General features: G+C 65.6%; 15 protein-coding genes and 2 pseudogenes. 4 read left to right on the forward strand and 13 right to left on the reverse strand.

Annotation, left to right across the window (positions count from 1 at the left end; genetic code table 11):
* Nucleotides 1-46: 46 nt before the first annotated feature.
* Nucleotides 47-1,144 (reverse strand): annotated as a pseudogene (locus tag KSS94_RS27535) (HAMP domain-containing protein); the annotation flags it as partial.
* 648 nt (nt 1,145-1,792) lie between these two features.
* On the opposite strand from KSS94_RS27535, the gene KSS94_RS09020 reads away from it, so the two are divergent.
* Entirely contained in the window at nt 1,793-2,077 is a 285-nt protein-coding gene (locus tag KSS94_RS09020; protein WP_217842646.1) for a hypothetical protein, read from the forward strand.
* A gap of 46 nt (nt 2,078-2,123) precedes the next feature.
* Here KSS94_RS09020 and KSS94_RS09025 read toward each other — a convergent pair whose 3' ends face one another.
* The 3 genes from KSS94_RS09025 to ptaA all read right to left on the reverse strand — a co-directional run bounded on the left by KSS94_RS09025 (nt 2,124) and on the right by ptaA (nt 4,083).
* Nucleotides 2,124-2,438 carry a helix-turn-helix domain-containing protein gene (locus tag KSS94_RS09025; protein ID WP_217842647.1) on the reverse strand — a complete coding sequence of 105 codons (315 nt, stop codon included), beginning with the start codon at nt 2,436-2,438 and terminating at the stop codon, nt 2,124-2,126.
* Complete coding sequence (locus tag KSS94_RS09030) at nt 2,425-2,745, reverse strand: transcriptional regulator (protein ID WP_217842648.1); 321 nt, start codon at nt 2,743-2,745, stop codon at nt 2,425-2,427. Before KSS94_RS09030 ends, KSS94_RS09025 begins: the two co-directional genes overlap by 14 nt.
* A 249-nt stretch (nt 2,746-2,994) precedes the next feature.
* Nucleotides 2,995-4,083, reverse strand: coding sequence for a pyoverdine biosynthesis transaminase PtaA (gene ptaA, locus KSS94_RS09035; protein WP_217842649.1), 1,089 nt, complete (start codon nt 4,081-4,083; stop codon nt 2,995-2,997).
* Nucleotides 4,084-4,273: 190 nt separating this feature from the next.
* Between ptaA and KSS94_RS09040 the strand changes: the two genes are divergently transcribed.
* The gene (locus tag KSS94_RS09040; protein ID WP_217842650.1) at nt 4,274-4,714 is read left to right on the forward strand and encodes a hypothetical protein; all 441 of its coding nucleotides are present in this window, start codon (nt 4,274-4,276) and stop codon (nt 4,712-4,714) included.
* Between the two features lie 92 nt (nt 4,715-4,806).
* On the opposite strand, the gene KSS94_RS09045 is transcribed toward KSS94_RS09040, so the two are convergent.
* The 4 genes and pseudogenes from KSS94_RS09045 to KSS94_RS09055 all read right to left on the reverse strand — a co-directional run bounded on the left by KSS94_RS09045 (nt 4,807) and on the right by KSS94_RS09055 (nt 8,682).
* Nucleotides 4,807-5,592, reverse strand: a complete 786-nt coding sequence (locus KSS94_RS09045; protein ID WP_217842651.1) for a sulfite exporter TauE/SafE family protein — start codon at nt 5,590-5,592, stop codon at nt 4,807-4,809.
* A gap of 179 nt (nt 5,593-5,771) precedes the next feature.
* Complete coding sequence (locus tag KSS94_RS27540) at nt 5,772-6,512, reverse strand: methyl-accepting chemotaxis protein (protein ID WP_369992154.1); 741 nt, start codon at nt 6,510-6,512, stop codon at nt 5,772-5,774.
* Between the two features lie 114 nt (nt 6,513-6,626).
* A pseudogene (locus KSS94_RS27545) lies at nt 6,627-7,658 on the reverse strand (HAMP domain-containing protein); the annotation flags it as partial.
* Nucleotides 7,659-7,800: 142 nt separating this feature from the next.
* Nucleotides 7,801-8,682, reverse strand: coding sequence for a LysR family transcriptional regulator (locus KSS94_RS09055; RefSeq protein ID WP_217842653.1), 882 nt, complete (start codon nt 8,680-8,682; stop codon nt 7,801-7,803).
* A 102-nt stretch (nt 8,683-8,784) separates the two neighbouring features.
* On the opposite strand from KSS94_RS09055, the gene KSS94_RS09060 reads away from it, so the two are divergent.
* Nucleotides 8,785-9,213, forward strand: a complete 429-nt coding sequence (locus KSS94_RS09060) for a PACE efflux transporter (protein ID WP_217842654.1) — start codon at nt 8,785-8,787, stop codon at nt 9,211-9,213.
* 140 nt (nt 9,214-9,353) lie between these two features.
* On the opposite strand, the gene KSS94_RS09065 is transcribed toward KSS94_RS09060, so the two are convergent.
* From KSS94_RS09065 to KSS94_RS09080, 4 genes are all read right to left on the reverse strand, one after another.
* Complete coding sequence (locus tag KSS94_RS09065) at nt 9,354-10,379, reverse strand: hypothetical protein (protein WP_217842655.1); 1,026 nt, start codon at nt 10,377-10,379, stop codon at nt 9,354-9,356.
* Nucleotides 10,380-10,761: 382 nt separating this feature from the next.
* Entirely contained in the window at nt 10,762-11,439 is a 678-nt protein-coding gene (locus KSS94_RS09070; protein WP_217842656.1) for a GntR family transcriptional regulator, read from the reverse strand.
* A gap of 16 nt (nt 11,440-11,455) precedes the next feature.
* Nucleotides 11,456-12,157 (reverse strand): FadR/GntR family transcriptional regulator, encoded by a 702-nt coding sequence (locus KSS94_RS09075; RefSeq protein ID WP_217842657.1) that lies wholly within the window; start codon nt 12,155-12,157, stop codon nt 11,456-11,458.
* 70 nt (nt 12,158-12,227) lie between these two features.
* A complete protein-coding gene (locus tag KSS94_RS09080) occupies nt 12,228-13,538 on the reverse strand; it encodes a C4-dicarboxylate transporter DctA (RefSeq protein ID WP_217842658.1) in 1,311 nt (436 codons plus the stop codon).
* 481 nt (nt 13,539-14,019) lie between these two features.
* Between KSS94_RS09080 and KSS94_RS09085 the strand changes: the two genes are divergently transcribed.
* The gene (locus KSS94_RS09085; protein WP_217842659.1) at nt 14,020-15,585 is read left to right on the forward strand and encodes a methyl-accepting chemotaxis protein; all 1,566 of its coding nucleotides are present in this window, start codon (nt 14,020-14,022) and stop codon (nt 15,583-15,585) included.
* A gap of 169 nt (nt 15,586-15,754) precedes the next feature.
* Here KSS94_RS09085 and KSS94_RS09090 read toward each other — a convergent pair whose 3' ends face one another.
* On the reverse strand, nt 15,755-20,554 hold the full coding sequence (locus KSS94_RS09090) for a dermonecrotic toxin domain-containing protein (RefSeq protein ID WP_217842660.1): 4,800 nt from the start codon (nt 20,552-20,554) through the stop codon (nt 15,755-15,757).
* Between the last annotated feature and the right edge of the window lie 18 nt (nt 20,555-20,572).

Here is a 20,572-nt window from a genome sequence, read left to right on the forward strand (position 1 = left end):
GGTTGGTCGAGGCCGAGCCGATACGCTGTATCAGCTGGCGGATGGCAGCCAGGAACTTGTTGAACCAGCCGGCCAGCTCTGCGGTTTCGTCGCGGCCCTGGATCTGCAGGTCGCGGCGCAGGTCGCCTTCACCTTCGGCGATGGACTGCAGGCCGACGCTGACCTGGTTGATCGGCTTGACGATCACCTTCGAGAACGCCGCCGCCACCAGGGCGAACACCAGGGCCAGCAGCACCACGATCACCGCGGTGGTGTAGGTCATGCGGGTGGCGGCGGTCATCACTTCGTCGTACTCGATCAGGCCGACGAAGCGCCAGCCCAGGCCCGGCGAGGTCCATACGTTGGCCATGTAGCGCACGCCGTCGATCACCACTTCGGTGGAGCCTTGTTCGGTGGCCGCCAGCTGCGCGTAGGGGGCGCCGAGGTCCTTCAACTGCTTGAAGCTGTGCCCGGCGTCGCGCGGGTCGACCAGCACGGTGCCGTTTTCGATCAGCATCACGTAGCCGCTGTTGCCCAGCTTGATGCTCTTTACCAGCTCAGTGAGGTTTTTCAGCGACACGCTGACCACGAACACGCCACGGGCCTTGCCGGCCGGGTCGAGCAGGGCGCGGGCGGTGCCCACCAGGGCCACGTCGTCCTTGTCGTAGTAGTAGGCGGCGGTGCGCACGGTCTTGCCGGGGCTGGCCATGGCGTCCTTGTACCAGGGGCGGGCGCGCGGGTCGTATTTGGCCAGTTGCGGGTCATCGGGCCACTTGGCGTAGGTGCCGTCTTCCAGGCCAATGGACAGAATCGCCGCCGCCGGGTGAGTGGTGCCATAGCGGGCGAAGGCATCGATCACCTGTTGCGCGGCGGCCGGCATCGGTTTGCTGGCCGCATCGGCGGACGTGTAGTCCTTTAATGTATCAACTGAATTGTATACAGGATCTTTGGACATTTGCTCGACGTTCTGCAAAGTGCCGTCGAAGAACTGCCGCATATTACCGTCGATCTGGCGAATTTCCCGGGTGCTGCCATCGACGAACTGGTCTACCGCATCACTGCGGATATTCATTACAGAAATGCCGCCGACCAGCGCTACCGGGATAAAAGCCACCAGCACGAAGGCCAGTACCAGTTTGTTTTTTATTTTCATCAAGACACCCATCCGTGAGAGTGAAGGAACGCAGGGCCGTTTCTAGGGAGGGGTGGCCACTTGCTATCTCTGTTTGTTTCGGCGGATCGAATATAAACCTTTAGTATTTGTTTCGTGTACAAGAATGCGAACGATTGTCTTGATTTTTGGGTCAGGCTTCGCGGGCCCCATCGCCGGCAAGCCGGCTCCTACAGAGAGTGTGGGTTTTCAGGCCATATGCGTTCCCCTGTAGGAGCCGGCTTACCGGCGATGAGGCCCGCAAAACAAACAACATTCTGTGCACCTGCCATGACAATTTGCAGGACCTTTCTTCAGACTTTCCTTATTCCATGTAGTCCATTTCCCAATCAGTCTTTTTCGGCCTTTCAGCGGTTGTTCTTCCCCGGCGCGCTCCGTAGTCTCGCCCGGTCGTCGCCATTTCGACGACCGGGTGTGCAAGCCCGCAGATGTAGTGCAAGGCCGCTCAATGGTGGCTGCGCGTGGGAGGCTCTCGAGCCTGCCGGGTTCCTACATCTCGGTCTTGCACACCTGCGCGCAGCTGCCTCCATCATTCCGGGTGCAAGCGGATTAACGGCGGCTTTTCATGGCTATGTAGGAGTGCTGAACCATGTTGAAAATCGTCCCCGACCCACCCCGCGCCTCGTCCCCGGAGGCCCGCCCATGACCCTCGAAACCCCAGGGGCCGAACGCCCGAAAACCGCCCATGCCCACTTTGGCACCTGCCACGAAGCCCACCCGCCGATGTTCTCGGTGCATGCCGGCATCGATGGCGAGGATGCGCTGGTGTGCGCCGTGGCTGCGCTCAAAGCTGCTTACGAAACCAACGCCATGGCCCTGGAAAAGGTCGACGAACCCCTGCGCAGCCTGCTGACGGCGACGGAGAACTCGCTGGAGAAAGGGTTGGCGTTGTCAGAGGCGGTGCTGGAGGGGATAGAACGGGGGTGAGCGAAAGCGAAGAGGGCCGCTGTTGCGGCCCTCTCTCATTGGAGCATCAATTGCCCTGCAGGACCTCACGAAATACGTCAGGCCGAGCGGCGGCGATATGCAGCAACGAACGTGCTGCACCTGATGGCATGCGCCTGCCTTGTTCCCATTCCTGCAGCGTGCGCACCGACACGCCCAGCAACTGGGCGAACTTGATTTGTGAAAGCCCGGTTCTGCTGCGCGCTTCGGCCGCTTCGGTCGTTTCAACCTGATGCACTGCGCCGTAGCGCCCGGCTTTGACATCGCGGATAGACTGCAGCAGTTCCTCGCCGATATCGCGTTGGGCATCCCGCTGCATCAGTTCTTTCTCAGTCAGGGGCATGGCCTAGCTCCTTCACAATCTTGCGCAAAATGGGCGCGGGTATGTTCTCGGTGGCGCTCTTGCCGTAAATGAGCAGCGCGACGAGCGCGCCGTTGGCAAGTTGAGCTGTGTATATCACGCGTACAGCGCCCCGTTTACCTTGGCCTTCAGCCCCCCAGCGTACCTTGCGGCAGCCTCCGGTACCCGGGATGACTGCGCCCGCTGTGGGGTCGTTGGCCAAGTGGAGCATGAAGGCTCCGTGTTCTTCTGCGGTCCAGTAATCGGGCCACTGCCTGGAAAAGAGTGGTGCTTCGATGATCGTAAGCATAACGCATCCCTACGTCTTTGACGTACGGATTTTGCAGCGTATCAGAAGAGAGTGACAGCCGTAGCCTGTTTCGATTGATTACGCCACGGCGTACAGGCCCAGCCTTACTCCAAAGCCCCAACCGCAGTACCTGTGGGGGCGGGTTTACCCGCGAAGCAAGCAATGCGGTACATGGCACCGGCTGCGCCGGTGTTCGCGGGTGAACCCGCTCCCACAAGGCGCGCGCCGTATTATGAATTGCTGTTCGCCTCACCCCGCCGTCACCTTGGCAAACGCCGCGCGGAACCTGCGCATATCAGCCTCATCCCCCACACTCACGCGCATCCAGTTGGGCCAGCTTGGCCATACCCGGCCCACCAGCACCTGCTCCTGGGCCAGGCGCTCCACCAGCGGCTGCGCCGGGCCGCGCAGGTCGATCATGAAACAGTTGGCTTGCGAGGCGGTGCAGCGCCAGCCGCGCTCGCCCAGCCAGGCGATGGTGTGGTCGCGCAGGCGGGCGTTGTCACGCTTGCGCTGTGGCGCTACCTGCGGGTCCTGCAGGCTGGCCAGGCCCGCCAGCAGGGTCGAGGCGGGGGCCACGTTGTCGCCGTCGTACACCTCGAGCTTTTGCAGCAGCGGCGCCTGGCCGATGGCCAGGCCCAGGCGCGCGCCGGCCATGCCGTACAGCTTGGAGAAGGTCTGCAGCACCAGCAGTTCGGGGTGCTCCTTGACCAGCTCGACGCAACTGGGGGCATCGCTGAAATGGATGTAGGCCTCGTCCACCACCACCACGCTGCCGGCCGGCTTGCGCGCCAGCAGGCGCTCAATGTCGCGGCGCGGGGTGAGGGTGCCGGTGGGGTTGTTGGGGTTGCACAGGTAGATCAGCCCGGGGTTGGCGTCGGCGGCGAGCATGGCGTCCACATCATGGGCGTGCTGCGCATCCAGGGCGATGGCGTGCACCGGGGTGCCACGGCCCTGGGCTGCGTCACTCGGCGCCTCGTAGGACGGCTCGGCCAGCACCAGGCTGCGCGGGCCGGTAAAGGCCATTACCGCGTGCTGCAGGGCCAGCTTGGAGCCGCAGAACACCTGCACCTGGTCGGCCTGCAGGCCGTGTTGTTCGGCGAACAGGTCGATCAGCCGGTACTGCGCCTTGTAGGGGTAGCGGCCGCTTTGGGCGATGCCGTCCTGCATGGCCTTGCGCGCTGCAGGGCAGGGGCCCCAGGGGCTTTCATTGAAATTGATCTGCACCGGGCCGCCGTGGGTGGCGGCCGGCGGGGTCTGCCCGGCCCAGCTCAACTGGCTGAGCAGTGGCAAGGTCAGGCCCAGGCCAACCAGCGAACGACGTGAGATATCGGTCATGCTTGAACTTCCCTGTTGTTGTTGGTTAACAAGGGGACGAGACCGGCCGCGGCTGATTAAGGGTGGCAAAACGCTTTCTGTGGCCCAGGCCCGGTTGATGGCACGCGATGCTTGAACTGCACGGCGTATCTGCAATCATGGCGCGGCCCCCGGAGCGGGGCTTCTTTCACCGGTAATACAGGAAGGCAGCATGATGCTCGCAACAAGACGGAACTGGCAGGCCCTGGCCCTGGGCCTTCTCATCAGCACCCCACTGCTGGCCGCCGAGGCCCCGCGCCCGCCAGTGGCGGACAAGGTGGTGGCCTTCAGCGGCGAACAAGGCGTGAAGGTGTGGACCCTGCGGGTCGGTGAGCGCAGCGCCAGCCAGGCGCTGGTACAGGTCGACGGCCTCGACCACGACTGGAACATGCGCATCCAGAAAATGGATGTGGAAAAGACCGACCGCGACACCCGCTATGCCACCGAAGTGGACGGCAAGAAGTACGTGGCACTGATCGTGCGGGGTGACTGGGGCAACCTGTACCTGCCGGGCGAAAAGCAGGAAATCTCGTTGCGCTACGACGCCGGCCTGTCCGAGCAGGGCAATGCCCAGCATTTTCTGACTGAATACCTGGAACAAGCGGCCAAGTGAAGGCTGATGGCCCCAACGCCGGCAAGCCGGCTCCTACAGGGTTTTGCACGCCCTTGCAGGAGCCGGCTTGCCGGCGATGGGGCCGTTGATGGTCAGAACGCCAGCTTGTAGCCGATCAGCAGCAGCATCGCCGCCAGGCAAGGGCGCAGTACACGGTCGGAGATGCGCCCGGTGAGGTGGCTGCCCAGGTAGATGCCCGGCAGCGAGCCCAGCAGCAGGTAGCCCAGCAGCGACCAGTCCATGTTACCCATGCCGGCGTGGCCAAGCCCGGCTACCAGGGTCAGCGGCACGGCGTGGGCGATCTCGGTGCCGACCAGGCGGCGGGTGACCAGAAACGGGTACAGCAAGAACAGCGCCACGGTGCCCAGGGCCCCGGCGCCGATAGAAGTCAGGGTGACCATCACCCCCAGTACCACGCCGGTCAGCACGGTCAGGGTGTTCAAGGTGCGGTCGCTGAGGTGGTAGTGGTCACCGGCGTGCCTGCTGGCGAAGGCTTGCAGGCGCGATTTGAACAGGATGGCCAGGGCAGTGAGGATCAGCACCACGGCCAGGCCTTGCTTGATGATGGCGTTCAGCGCCGAGGTGTCGGTGTGCAGGGTGCTGAGGAACCACAGGGTGAGCGCCGCGGCAGGCACGCTGCCCAGGCTCAGCCAGCCGGTGATCTTCCAGTCGATGTTCTTGTTGCGCCCGTGCACCCAGACGCCACTGGCCTTGGTGATGGCGGCATAGAGCAGGTCGGTGCCCACGGCAGTGGCGGGGTTGATGCCGAACCACAGCAGGATCGGGGTCATCAGCGAACCGCCGCCGACGCCGGTCATGCCGACGATGAAACCCACAACCAGCCCTGCAATGGTGAAACCGAAAGAACCTACATCCATACGCTACTCGACTGCCCAGCTTGCCCGTGATCGGATGCAGCCAGCATATAGATTTTTTTATAGCCATATAGACTTGTTCGTTATTAAGTTATAACCACGCGCCCAAAGCATCGCGGGGCAAGCCGGCTCCCACGTTGATCCCGTGGGAGCCGGCTTGCCCCGCGATTGAGCTGTATCGATCAGATACGGAAGCTACCCACCAGCTGCTTCAAGCGCCCGGCCTGCTGGCTCAGCGCATCGCAGTGGCGCAGGGTTTCGTTGAGGTTCTCCACCCCTTGCTGGTTCAGCGCGTTGATCTGGGTGATGTCCAGGTTCAGGCTCTCGACCACGGCGGTCTGCTCTTCGGTGGCAGTGGCCACCGACTGGTTCATGCCATCGATCTCGCCAATGCGCTGGGTGACACTGGCCAGGCGCTCGCCGGCCTGGTTGGCCACCTGCACGGTCTGCTCGCTGGACACCTGGCTGGTGTTCATGGTGTGTACCGCCTCGCGCGAGCCCACCTGCAGGCTGGTGATCATGCGGTGGATCTCCTCGGCCGACTCCTGGGTACGGTGGGCCAGGTTGCGCACCTCGTCGGCCACCACGGCAAAACCACGCCCGGCTTCACCGGCGCGGGCGGCCTCGATGGCGGCGTTCAGCGCCAGCAGGTTGGTCTGCTGGGAGATGCCCTTGATCACGTCGAGGATCTTGCCGATCTCGTCGGTGCTGGCGTTGAGCGTCTCGATCTGCTCGCACGACTCGCTGATGCGCTGCGACAGCGCGGTCATGGCGTTGATCGCCTGGTCCACCACCTCGCGGCCATCGTGGGCCTGCTCGCTGGCGCCGCTGGCGTGCTGCGAGGCATCGGCGGCGTTGCGGGCAATTTCCTGGGTGGCGGCGCCCAGTTCGTTGATGGCTGCGGCCACGCTGTTGGTGCGCATGCTCTGCTCTTCGGAGCCGCTGAGCGAGGCGTTGGAGGCGCCTACCACCTTCTCCGACAGGTCGTGCACCAGGCGGGTGGCCGAGGATACTTCGGTGATCGAGGCATGGATGCGTTCGACGAAGCGGTTGAACGAGGTGGCCAGTTCGCCGAACTCGTCCTTCTGCTCGACGCTCAGGCGCCGGGTCAGGTCGCCTTCACCTTCGGCGATGTCGCGCATGGCGCGGCCCATGGTGGTCAGCGGGCGCATCAGTACCGGGATCAGCAGGCCCAACAGGCCTGCGATGGCGGCCACCGCAACGAGCATGGCGATGATCGCCGAGGTGCGGAACTGGCCGAGGGCGGCGTAGGCCTTGTCTTTATCGATCGACAGGCCGATGTACCACTGCGCCGAGGGCAGGCCGTCGACCTTGGCGAACGAGACAATGCGCTCTTCGCCGTTCAGGGTTACATCCTGCATGCCCGGCTCGATGCGCAGGTTGGCGCCGGGGTAGATGTCCTTGAGGTTCTGCATCAGGTGGCCCTTGTCGGGGCTGACGATGACCTGGCCGTTGCCGTCCACCAAAAAGGCGTGGCCGATGCCGCCGAAGTCCACCGCAGCGAGAATCTCGCTGAGGGTGTCCAGGCTCAGGTCGCCGCCGACCACGCCCAGCAGCTCGCCGTTGTTGCGCGCCTTGACCGGGATGGCGATGGTCACCACCAGGCCGCCCACCGAGGCCTGGTAGGGCGGGGTCAGCAGGGTCTGGTTGGCGGTCACCGCCTGGCTGTACCAGGGGCGCTGGCGCGGGTCGTAGCCGTCGGGCATCTTCGCGTCGGGGCGCTGGGTGAACAGGCCGGTGTTCTGGCCGAAGTAGGTGAACTGGAAATTGCTGGTGTACGAAGGCTGGTCGACCAGCCCCGGCACGTTGGGGCCGGCGCCTTGCTGGGCGATGTCCTGGGCTAGGTTTTCCAGCACCAGGATGCGCCCGCTCATCCAGTTCTGCACGCTGCTGGCGGTTTGCGCGCCGGCCTGGCGCACCGACGACTCGATGTTCTGGCGGATGGTGTTGCGTTGCAGGTAGTCGTTGTAAAGGGTGAACAACGCGAAGGCCAGGACGACGACGCCGCAGGCACTGAGCAGGATCTTGTGGCGGAATTTCAGGTTCATGTTTCGAGACCTTGAGCCAATAAGGGGGAGGGCGCCGCGCGCTTGTGGCGCGATAGGCGAAGCCTGTCATCACGGTATCGGCTGTTCATGAAATTTGTTGAAAGACTAAATGCCGCAAGTACTGTCGGTTATGCCCTGCATCTTATTCAGCCGATGACAGCAACTTCACCAGCGCCCGCGCAGCCTGGCCAAGGGGCTGCTGCTTGAGCCAGAAGGCATGCACCGGCAGTTGCAGTTCGTTGCGGGTGTTGCCAAAGGCCAGGCGCACCAAGCGCCCTGCGGCGATCAGCGGGCCCACCCGCGACAGCGGCAGGTCGCCCCAACCAAGCCCGGCCTCGACCATTTGCACGGCCAGGTCGTAGCTGTCGGTGCGCCAGTGCGAGGTGCCGATCAGCGGGCGCGGGTCGCTCAGCGGCAGGTCGCGGCTGCACACCAATACCTGGCGCAGGTTCACCAGGTCCTCGAGGTTGCGAATGCGCCCTGCGAGGTAGGCCGGGTGCTGCGGCGACAGGGTGGCCACCAGCGACTCCATGGCGATGTGCTGGAAACTGCGCCGGGCATCCACCTGCAAGCCGGCGAAGGCCAGCGCCAGGCAAACCCTGCCACTGTCAAGCAGGTGCAGGGCTTCTTCCTGGGGGGCGGCCAGCAGTTCGATGTCCAGCAACGGGTGGCGTTCGCCCAGGCGGGCGATGGCGTGCAGCAGCGGGCGCTGGTCGATGTCCGGCACCACGGCGATGGCCAGGCTGCTCTCGAGCCCACGGGACAGCTCCAGGGCGTGGACCGCCAGCAGCCCCAGTTGCTCGCCGATCAGCCGGGCATGGGGTTCCAAGGCCTGCGCCTGGGCGGTCGGGCGCACTTCGCGGGGGCCGCGTTCGAACAGCGCATAACCCAGCTCGGCCTCGAGGTTGCCGATGGCCATGCTCACCGCCGAGGGCACCCGGCCCAAGGCCCGGGCGGCGGCGGAAAACGAGCCACGGTCGAGCACGGCAAGAAACAGCAGGATGGTGTCGCTGGAAAAGTTCATGGCAGGCTCCTTTCAGTTAATCTGAAAGCTGCTGACTTTTTCTGTCAAGCCTGTTGATGCATGCTCGCCGCCCTTCGATGAACCCGCGGTAAAGGTGCCCCCGTGCAAGGACTCAAACGCAAACTGGTCTACGTGACTTTCTATGAACTGATCGGCCTGTGTATGTCGACCCTGGGGCTGGCTTATCTGTCTGACACCCAGGCCTCGCACACCGGGCCTCTGGCGGTAATGATCACCACCATTGCCATGGCCTGGAACCTGGTCTACAACAGCCTGTTCGAGTACTGGGAGAGCCGCCAGGCCAAGCGCGGGCGCAGCCTTTCGCGGAGGGTGGCGCATGCGGTGGGCTTTCAGCTGACCCTGGTGGTGTACCTGATTCCGCTGATTGCCTGGTGGCTGGACATGACGCTGCTGGAAGCGCTGGTGGTGGATATGGCGTTCATCGTGCTGGTGCCGTGCTACACCTTTGCCTACAACTGGGCGTTCGACCGCATCTTCGGTTTGCCGGCATCGGCGATGGCAGTGGCCTGACCGGCTGGACTGGCCCCCTGTAGGAGCCGGCTTGCCGGCGATAGGCTCGGTACAGGCGATACAAGTTCAAGCCATGTGTTGCGGCTGCCGACGCCATCGCCGGCAAGCCGGCTCCTAAAGGAATCGTGGCCAGCGCAGGGTCACGGCGGCAGCCGGATCAACAGCGGCTCCTGCCCCTGTCCGCGACTCCCCAGCAAACTGTCCTCCACCTGCCCCGACAGGTAATACACCCCGGCCATGGCCCCGCTCTGGCGGTTTTCCATCAGCTCCTGCCATTCCTCGTTCAGCGCCACCCCCAGGATCACCCGCAACTGCTCGACCATCTGCGGCTGCTCGCGGTCGTGGGTAATCATGCCGTAGCCGGCTACCGCCACCGAGATCATGGTCCCGGCCGCCTTGCCCACCGCCGCTGCGATGGCGCTGGCAGCGCCGCGCGGGGCCAGGGTGGCGCCGAGTTTTTCGCTGGCCTGGGTGGCCACCGATGACAGGCCGACGTCGGTTTTGCCCGGTGCCCTGGAGGCCTGTTGGTGCAGGTGTTCGCGCAGCGACTGCCAGGCCGGTTGCTGGGCCAGTGACTTGGCCCGCAGCAGTTGGTACAGCGAAGCGTTGCGCGCCTCCGGCGGCCCTAGGGCGATGACCGGGATGCGGTTGAGGCGCTGGCTGAACTGCTCGGGCGGGGCGTTGTAGCGCTGGATGATGACCGGCAACTGCTGGCCGAGCAGTTGCAGGTACAGCTCGCTAGCGCGGTCGCGGATGCCTTCGGGGTCGATCTGCTCGGCCACCGGGTCGATCACCCGCTGGTGGTATTGCTCCTGCAGGTACAGGGCCAGGCGTTTTTCTGGTGGTTCGGCGCCGTTACCGCCGTTCATCTTGTACCAGGCGACTTTGAGGGTGAGCCATTGCTGGGTCCAGTAACCGGTGAACCACGGGATGAAGTCGTTTTCGGTGCGCTGTTGCACCTGCTCGCGCCACACCCGCATCGAGCGGCGGGCGTAGTCGTTGGCCGAAGCTGTGGCCGCGACCGAGGCGTTCAGCAGGTCTTGGTCGATGCGCTGCCACACCGCCGGGGGCAGGGGTTGCGGTGGCGGTGGGGCTGGGCGCTTGGCGGCGCAGCCGGCCACGGCCAGCAGCAGGCACAGGGGCAAAATCAGGTGGGTTGATTTCACGCCGGGCGCCTCAAAGCCTGATGGTCAACCGAGTATAGGCCGGCGCCCCTGCAGGAGCCGGCTTGCCGGCGATCAGCGGCGCAGCCGGTGCCAGGCATCGCGCTGCATGCTTTGCGGTGGTCCGGCACCCCGGTAAACTCGCTCTAATTGGAACAAACTACAACTCATTGATTTAACACGGTCTCTGTGGGAAGCGGCCTTGTGTCGCGACGGGGCGCGAAGCGCCCCCAAGGTCTCGGCCTCATGCAAGATTGCCGGGGCTGCTGCGCAGCCCATCTCGACCGGACGGCGCCCGGCAAGGCCGCTTCCCACAGAGACCGTGGCGCATCTACGAGACCAGTTCTCTGCGCGATAGCGCAGCCCGAAAGGGCAGGGTGATCTCCTACAGGTCCAGCTTGGCTTCGAGGCGGTCCAGGTGCTCATGCATCAACGCCAGCGCCGCCTCGCTGTCGCCGCTTTCCACGGCATCGATGATCGCCGCGTGCTCTTGCCAGGCGCAGTGCTCGCAGCAGGGCGATTCGTAGCGGGCGATGATCAGCGAGGTCATAGGCACCAGGCCGTTGAGAAACCGCGCCAGCGGCGCGTTGGCGGCCATTTGCGCCAGCTTCATGTGAAACTCGCCGCCCAGGCGGATTGCCGTGCAGCGCTCGCCCTGTTCGTGGTGCTGGCGCTCGCGCTCCACCAACTGGCGCAACTGGCGAATCTGCGCCGGGCGGGCGCGCTGAGTGGCCAGGCCGATCAGCGTGGTTTCCGCCAGGCGCCGGGCACTGAGCACCTGGCGCGCGTGCTGCGGATCGGGGGCGGCCAGGTGCGCGGTGTGGCTGGGGCGCTGCACCACCACTTGCTGGTCGGACAGCCGACCAAGCACCCGGCGGATCACCGTGCGGCTGACGCCGAAGGCATTGCCCAGGGCCTGCTCGGGCAGGGCGCTGCCCGGTGGCAGGCGTTGCTCGAGGATGGCGTCGAACAACCGTGGGTAGATCTGCTCGGCCGACAGGCGGGTTTCGCCGGCGCCCAGCAGGGCAGGCAGGTGGGGGGCGGCTTGGGCGCAGGCGGTCATGGTCGCTCTCCTTGGGTCAGGGGCCGGGGTGGTCGTCGGGGATGTTCAGGGCGATGCCCATGCGCTTGCCTTCGGCGAGGATGTGGCGGCGCATCTGCAGGCTGGCGTGGGCGCTGTTGCGTTCGCGGATGGCACGCACCACCGCTTCGTTTTCGTTCAGGCGCGCGGCCAGGTGTTCGGGGGAGTTGCGCAGCATGTCGGCGCTTTCCTTGAGGGCGTTGCCGGTTTGCTGCACCACACTCTGGAAGATCGGGTTGGTGGTCAGGGCGAACAGCGCTTCGTGGAAGGCGATGTAGGCATTGAAACCGGCCTCGCTGTCGTTTGATTCCAACGCTTCGCGCATGTCCATCAGGGTCAGGCGCAGCTGGCCGATGTCCTGGTTGCCGGCCGATTGCGCCACCAACCCGGCAATGAAGGGTTCGAGGGTGTAGCGCAGCTCCAGCACGTCGGCCAGGCTTGCCTGGGCCACGGTTTCAGGGCTTTGCGCCGAGGCGGCGTCGGCGTCCAGCACCAGTACGCCCTTGCCCGGCAGCGAACGCACCAGGCCCAGGGTTTCCAGCACGATCACCGCCTCGCGCAGGCTGGGGCGGCTGATGCCCATTTGCTCGGCCAGCTCGCGCTGGCCGGGCAGCATGTCGCCGCTGCGCCACTGGCCGCGGGCCAGGGCCTGGCGGAGTTTCTCCACCACTGAGTTGACTACGGTCGATGAGCTGATCACGGTTCGCTCCTTGGTTGACGCGTTAGGCTCGCGTCTGGCGGGGCGGCGGCTGGCGCCGCCCGCCGGGGGCTTAGAATTCCTGTTGATGGGCGCTGCCCTGCTTGCGCGGTGCCGGGGCGTAGCCTGGTTTGTTGGCCAGCACGTTGTTGGCGCGCTCCAGGTCGATATCCTTCTCCCAACGGGCGATGGCCACGGTGGCGACGCAGTTGCCGATCAGGTTGGTCAGCGCGCGGCCGATGCCCATGAACCAGTCCACCGCCAGCACCAGCACCAGGCCCACCACCGGGATTGCCGGTACGGCGGTCAGGGTGGCAGCAAGGATCACCAGGGCCGAGCCTGGGATGCCGTGGGCACCCTTGGAAGTCACCAGCGACACCAGAAGAATGGTCAGCAGGTCGGTCATGGCCAGCGGCGTGCCGGTGGCGTTGGCGATGAACACGATGGCCAGGGTCAGGTAAATGGAGAAGCCGTCGAGGTTGAACGAGTAGCCGGTGGGGATCACCAGGCCCACGGTGGAGCTGCCAATGCCCAGGTGCTCGAGCTTGCGCATCACCTGCGGCAGCACGGCGTCGGAGGAGGCGGTGCCGAGCACGATGCTCAGCTCTTCACGCAGGTACTTGATCAGCGGCAGCAGCTTCAGGCCGGAAATGCGCATCACCGTACCCAGCACGATCAGCACGAAGCCTGCGCAGGTCAGGTAGAACAGCGCCACCAGGCCGCCCAGGTGCTGCAGCGAGCTCAGGCCGTACTTGCTGGTGGTGAAGGCGATGGCGCCGAATACGCCGATCGGTGCCAGGCGCACGATCATGCCCATGATGCGGAAGATCACGTGGCTCAGTTCGTTGATCAGCCGCGAGATACCCGAGGCCGACTCGCCCACCAGGTTCAGCGCGCTGCCGAACAGCACCGAGAACAGCAGCACTTGCAGGATGTTGTTGTCGGCGAAGGCGCCCACCACCGAGGTGGGGATCAAGTCCATGAGGAAGGTGGTGGTGTTGTGGATATGCGCACCACGGTCGGCCAGGGCGCCGGCATCGGCGCTGGACAGCTGGTCTAGGTGGATGTTGGCGCCGGTGCCGATGCCGCTGGTGAAGGCGAACACCAGGCCGATCACCAGGGCCAGGGTGGTCAGCACTTCGAAGTAGATCACTGATTTGAGGCCGATGCGCCCGACCTTTTTCAGGTCGCCCGCGCCAGAAATGCCGCTGACCACCACGCAGAACACGATCAGGCCGATGAGCATCTTGATCAGCTTGATGAAGCCGTCGCCAAGGGGTTTGAGTTGCAGGGACAGGTCGGGGAAGCTCAGGCCGCAGATGACGCCTAGGGCGAGGCCGAGCACTACCTGGAGAAAGATCGAACGCGAACACCATTTGAGCATGGGAGGGATCTCTGATCGGTGTCCTTGCCCCCCAGCCACACGGAGCGAAAGAGTGCAGGACTTAATTATTGTGGTCTTACCGGTTTGTTCACTGCGAGGGCCATAAAACTCCTATTCTGGTGGTATTGCAAGATTTTTCGGCCTTACCGGTCTGACCAGTTGTCGTGAAGATTTGCCGACCCTTTACCTCGCCTGGCACCCGCTGTGCGGGTGATCGCGGGCAAGCCGGCTCCTACAGGGGACGCAGGCCTGTAGGAGCCGGCTTGCCGGCGATCAGGCCGGTAGCCTCTATAGCCTGTGCCAGACCTGCCGCCGCCAGTTCAGCCGCAATGGCGGGTAGTGCCAGGGAAAATGGTCTGCTTGCAAAGCCCAAGGGAGCCCGTAGAATCCGCGGCTTATGACTGATTGGTCATTCAATCAAATACCCGAAGCCAACCGCCTCTCGGCTGGCTTCACGCCCGCGTGAGAATGGAGTCCCATCGTGCGTACCAACCTGCCGGTCAACCCGGTCGAGCAAAGCTTCCCCGAGCACCAGCGGCTCATTTCTGCCACCGACACCTCCAGCCTGATCACCTATTGCAACGCCGAGTTCGCCGCCATCAGTGGCTACAGCCAGGCCGAGCTGGTCGGCAGCCCGCACAACCTGGTGCGCCACCCGGACATGCCCGAGGCGGTGTTCGAGCTGATGTGGCAGTACCTGAAGGCCGGCCAGAGCTGGATGGGCATCGTCAAGAACCGCTGCAAGAACGGCAACTTCTACTGGGTCAGCGCCTATGTGACGCCGATCCTGGAGAACGGCCGGCTGGTGGGCTACGAGTCGGTGCGGGTGCGCCCGAGCCGTGAGCAGGTGGCCCGCGCCGAGGCAGTGTACGCGCGGTTGCGCGCAGGCCAGGCGGCACTGTCACCGGCCCGGCGCCTGGCGCTGGCGGCCCGCGCACTGTTGGTGCCGCTGTGTGCCGGAGCCCTGGCCGTGGGTGCCGATCAGCTGTGGCCGGGCCTGCCGGCCCAGGGCCTGACCCTGGCGCTGTTCGCCGCCACCGGCTGGTGGGCGCAAAGCCGCATGGCCCGCCACCAGCGCCGGATCGCTGCAGCGGTCGGCAACACCTTCAGCGACCCGGTGGCGGCGCTGACCTACAGCGACCAGGCCGGTGCCGCCGGGCAGCTGGAGCTGATTTTGATCAGCGAAGAGGCGCGCCTTAAAACCGCGCTGACCCGCCTCAGCGACCTGGCTGCACAAATGGCCGACGCTGCGCTGGATGCCGGGCGCCTGTCACGCGGCACCGAGGCGGCGTTGCTGGAGCAGCGCGCCGAAACCGACCTGACCGCCACCGCCATGACCGAAATGGCCGCCTCCATTGGCGAGGTGGCCGGCCACGTGCAACTGACTGCACAAGAAGCCCATACCGCGCACCAGCTCACCGAGCGCGGCAGCCAGGTGGCCGACGCCAGCGGCGCGGCCATTCGCGGTTTGGCCGACACCGTCGGGCAGATCAACCAGGCGGTCAACGACCTGGCCGGTCAGACCGGTGCCATCGCCGAGGCCGCCGGGATGATCCGCGCCATCGCCGAGCAAACCAACCTGCTGGCGCTGAACGCCGCCATCGAGGCGGCCCGGGCTGGTGAGCACGGCCGCGGTTTTGCGGTGGTGGCCGACGAGGTGCGCGCGCTGGCCGACAAGACCCGCCAGTCCACCCTGCATATCCAGGCCATTACCGACAGCTTGCGCAGTGGTGCCGAACAGGCGGTGAGCATTGCCAGCCTGGGGATTGCCGGGGCTGAGCAGGGTGTGGTGCAGGTGGGGGAAACCCAGCAGGCATTGCAGGGCATTCGCGAGGCGGTGCTGCGCATCAGCGACATGAGCCAGCAGATGGCGGCGGCGTCGCAGCAGCAGTCCAGCGTGGCCGAGGATGTGTCGCGGCAGATCAACGGGGTGGCCGGTACCGTGCAGCAGAGCGCCAGCCGGGCCAATGCCGCGGCGTCGAGGGGGGCGGAGCTGGAGCAGATTTGCGCGGGACTGCGGGCGTTGGTGGAGCGGTTTAACCGTTAGTGGTTTGTTTGGGTCGAGGGGGCATCCGGGCTGCCAGGTGTTCGCCTCGACCCTTGCAGCGCCTATGAAGCCGAGCGCCGCCCGCGCGGCGCTCGATCTCACAGGCGCCAGAAGGCTTTCGGCGAACACCTGGCAGCCCTGACGCAAGCGCCTTTAAAACGCTACCCCGTCACTGCGGCGTGCGCACCATCTCCTCGGTAAGCGCGCGCAGCAGCGCCGCTTCAGCGGCCTTGCGGCTCTCAAGCAGCAGCTCGGCAGCGCGCTGGTAGATCACGCCCTGATTCGGGTACAGCCCCGACACCAGGTCGATGCGCTGCACCACCCCGTCGACGCGCCAGGGCACCTCGACGAATGCTCGCTCAAGCGCTTCGACATAACCCGGCGGCACAGCGGTACCGGTATAGGCGCCCGGTGCTGCGGCCTCGCTCAGGCTGTCGAAGTACTCCGAAGCGCCACCCCACTGCTCGGCAAGGGTTTCGAAGGCGCCGGGCTGCAGTCGCCTGACCCACGCGCTCCAGAACCGCTGGTCCACTGCCCAGTCGGCCAGGCGCTGGTCGGTGATTGCCAGCGCCACGTCGACGGCCAGGTGGGCGAGGGTTTCGTCGCTCAGTTTTGCCAGGTAGCCGAAGGTGATCTGCTCGGGCTGGGGCGGCAAGCGCAGGGACTCGCGCAGGTACATGCGCGCATGCAGGGCCATGTCCAGCTCATCGGGCGGCTCATTGGGGTCGGTCAGGTCGCGGTCGCTGATGTCGTCGCCGGCACGCAGCGGCGGGGCGGCATCGCGATCAGCCTGTTCCTGCGCCTCGTTGAGTGCCTGGCGTCGGGCTACCCGCGCGTTGTAGATCTCGCCTATCTGGGCGTCCAGTTCGAGCTGGCGCAGCAGGCTGGTGGCGCAGCGCACGGCCACCTGCTCGTCGGACTGGCCGGGGCTGGCATGGCTGACGGCTTGCCACACCGTCACTTCGGTTTCGATCTGCTGGAACAGCAAGCTGGCCTGGTCGACGCAGGCCGTGATGGCGTCATTGAGCAGGTCATTGACCTGCTCCTGCATCTGCGCCTGGCCCCAGTTGCCTGCCCCTGCGGGTTGGCCGTCACCGGCCAGGGCCTGGACAACCCGTTGCATGCGCAGGCGAAACGCCTGCGGGTGCGCTTCGAAATCGCGCACCCCAGGCAAGCGCTCCATCAACTCGTACAACAGGCGCCATTGCGGGTCGGCATAGGTGTTGGCGATATGCTCGAGCAAGGGCTCTGGCCATCCGGCCGACCACTGCGGTGGCGCGTCGGGCTGCACATGCGTGGTCAGCCCGGCATCGTTCAGGCGTTGCAGGGCTTGGGCGGTGAACGGGTTATCACTGAAGGTGTAGACCATGTCCGGGTGACCTGCGCGAACTGCCTCGGCGAACGCGCTGTTGCGCAGGTCGGGGGCATCGACCAGGGCATTGCGGTTCATCTCCACCCGGCGCAGCACCAACGGGCGCTGTTCCATCAGGCCCTGCAGCCCCGGGGGCCATTCACCGATGCCGGTGTACTCAAGGTCCAACCATTCCAGTTGCGTCCAGCCGGTCAGGTCCGGTGGCAGGTCGAGCGGGTTTTCGTACAGCGACAGGCGGCGCAGGCGGTTGAGGCCGGCCAGGGCGCTGCGGGTGGCTTCGTCCACTTCGATCTGGTTCTGCCCCAGATACAGCTCGCGCAGTGCCGGCCAACGTTGCAGGGCCTGGAAGTGCTCGGCACCCAGCTCCAGATCGTTCAACGAGGCCTGGAACACTTCGAGTTGGGGTAGCCGCCCGAGCTGCTCGAGGGTGTTTGCCGACAACGTCTCGAGGGACTGGTCCAGGCACAGGCCGCGTAATCGGCCCAGGCGGCCGATGATCGCCAGTTGGCTCGCGTCCTCGAGGTCCAGGGAGTTGCCCGCCAGGTCAAGGGTATCGAGGTGCTCCAGCAAGCCAAGGGAGGTTGGGATTTCGGTCAGCGTATTGTCACGCAGATCCAGGCTGCGAACCTGCGGGAAGGCGCGTAGAAAACCTTCGAGGTCGCCTTGGCGAACCTGCTCCAGGCCGTGCATGGCCAGGTGGCGTACATGGGGCAGGCTGACCGGCAGGACAGGCAGTTCGTCCAGGTATTGGCCGTGGATACGCAACACCACATGATCGATATCGGCGGCTGCCTCGGCGTCGTTCTGCCGCCGCCAGGCGCGGCGGATACGCTCGGCCATCAGGCCACGGCGTACTCGTCGTTGTTCGAAGGAGCTTTGGTGAACGTTGTCGGGGTCGTGCACCCAGCGCTGCAGGGTCTCGTCCAGTTGTCGGTATTCCCGTCGCAGTCGCTCGAGCAGGCGGGTGAAAGCACCGGGGTTTGGCCCGGCTTCGTTGCGCAGGGTGCTGCGCAGCAGCTCGCGGTCGCCCTGTTCGCTGGCAGGGAACAACTGGTCGAACAGCTGGTCCTCGGTCAGCCAGCCGCTGCCACGGCCGCTGAGGCGGTAGCCGATGCGATAGCTGCCGGGCAGGCGGGTCGGCAGGCGGTACATTGGCCGTACTGGCGCCATGCCCAGGTAACCGGCGGCACGCTGGCGGTCGCCTGCAAGCACCGCGAACAAGGCTTCGCGCAGCCCGTTCGAGTCATGAATCTGCAACCCTAGCGCCACCCGTTCGCTGTCGGGCAGGGCATGCAGGATGGCCTGGAACAGGTCGCCGGCGCTGGCCAGCACCTGGTCACGTTCATCACGGGGCTGATAACGGCCCGCTTCGCGTATTACGGTCTTCAGCGGCTTGCCCTCGGTGCCGGCCGCGTGGCGCAGTTGGCCGTTCTCGCGCAATTCAATACGAACCTCGCCACGCCAGCCGGGCAGTTCGGCGAGGGCGCCGATGGCCAGGGCGTCGCGATCGACGCCGGCTTGCTGGAAACGGCCCAGAGCCCGGTTGATACGGGCTTCACGCAGGTACAGGCGAGCGGTCTCGGCCATCTGCAGCGGCACTTTGCCTGTGTTGCGCAGCCTGGCCAGGTCTGCCGGGCGGGCGCGGGCGATGATCTCGTTGCAGGCGCGCGGGCTCAACGAGGGGAAATCCCGGGCCAGCAGCTCGCTGCCGGGCAGGGCAGTCACCTCGGGTGTTTTCGCCCCCAGGGCCTGGAAGCTGTCGACCAGCAGCGCCGGCAGCGGCTCATGGTCGACCAGCGCCTTGCGCACGCTGGTGGCGTCGTAGCCGCTGCAACGCAGGGCCTGCGCCAGCGCTTCGTCAGCCAGCCCCTGGGCGACCGGGCCGACGCGGCGCAACAGTTGTGCGCCATCCCAGCTCAAGGGGCGTTCATGGGGTAGCAGCCAGGCGCCCTGGCCGTTCTGTAGCAGCGGTGGCTGGTACTGCTGGCCGCGCGCCTTGGCCAGTCGCCAGCGGCCCTTTTCCATAGGTTGCAGGGGGAGTGCTTTGCCTTCGTGATGCAGCCAGCGCGCGTGCTGCCAGTCATGCAGGCCATCGGCGGCAGCCGGCGTGCCTGCGGGCCAGGGCTCGGGGCGGGCGAACGGCGACAGGTCGCCCTGCCACAAGCGTTGGCGACCGTCACGCGCCACCCGGTGCCATTCATGCAGCGGGCCCTGGGCTTCGCCAATCGAGGCGGCAGCACCCAGTACCGCGACTTGCGCCAGGTTTTCCAGCACGTCCAGCAACTGTTCGATGGCCGCTTCGGCATCGCCTTTGTTGGCTGCGTGCACCCCTTCGAGGAACTCGTCCACCAGTTGCGCGCCGCCAATCACCATCATCAGCTCGCCCAGGCCGGGTACGAAAAGCCCTGCGACATTCAACACGCTCAGGCCGACCCCCAGCCAGGCCTGCACGCTGGCCAGCAAAGCGGCTGCGTCGCGCTGCGCCACCGGCACCGCCACGCAGGCAGCGTCGATCAGCTTGCGCTCTACCTGCACGCGCGCGCGGTCCGCGAAGCAGTCGCCTGGCCAGGCGGTGAAGCCCAGCGGCAGGCGGGCGTTCTTGTCCAGGGTTTGCTGCCACAGGTCGGTCGGTGCGGGGAACAGACGGTCAAGCCAGTTGCTGGGCGCGTCTTTCTCCCTGACCGGCGTGTCGGCCAGTAGCGTGGTATAGGGGTAACTGGGCAGGAGCAGGCCGTGCAGTTTTGTGGCGAATTCGGGCTGTTGTGCCTGGTTGATGTAACGGCTGAAGATGCGCCGCTCGTTCTCTTGCCACAGAGCTTCGGTCAGGGCCTGGCCCAGTGCCTTGACTGAGCTGTACTGGCGCAGGGGGCGGGTGGGGTGGCCGGGCAGGTAGAGGATGCAGGGTTCGCTGCTGTTGCCGGGTTGCAGGCGCAGCAGCAGCGGGCCGTCCAGCGGGATGTCGAACAGCGTGAGGAAACTGCATTCCAAGGTCCGTTGCTGGCCATCGACCCTGGGTTGGCGTTCGCTGGCCACTGCGGCTTCGCCCAAGGCCACGCCTTGCGTATCGAGGTGGCCTTGCATGTGCGCCAGGCTCAATTCGGCGGCTAAGGCCGCACGGTCCTGCTCGCGCAGCAGGGTGCGCAAGGCATCGGTGTCGATGTGGTCGGCCAAGTGATAGCGGTAGCGCTGGCCCAGGTCGAGGTTGCGCACGCCGCTGACGAAAACTGCGCTGTCCAGGGCTAGGGGTTGGGCGTCGTCGGCCGAGCCGTATAGCTTTACCCGGGTACCTTCGTCGAAATTCTGCAGCGCCGCCTCCAGCCAGGGCATGTCGCGGTTTTCGGCGTAGTTCCACAGTACTGCGGTGTCCAGGCTGGGCAGGGTGGCCGCGGGGAACCAGCGGGACAGGGCGGCTTCCAGCAATGGGCGACAGTAGCTGTCGATCGGTTGCACCGGGGCGAGGGCCTGGGCCACGGCGCGGCTGGCGCGGTAGCTGGCGAGGATGCGTTGCTTGAGTTGCTGGCGCTGGTGGGGGCTGGCGTGCTTGTGCCAGTGGGGGTGGTGGCGGTGAATGTGGCTCAGGTGCGGTGAAAGGGGCATGGCTGCTCTCCGGTGGGG

The sequence above is a fragment of the Pseudomonas fakonensis genome (assembly GCF_019139895.1).
Lineage (GTDB): Bacteria > Pseudomonadota > Gammaproteobacteria > Pseudomonadales > Pseudomonadaceae > Aquipseudomonas > Aquipseudomonas fakonensis.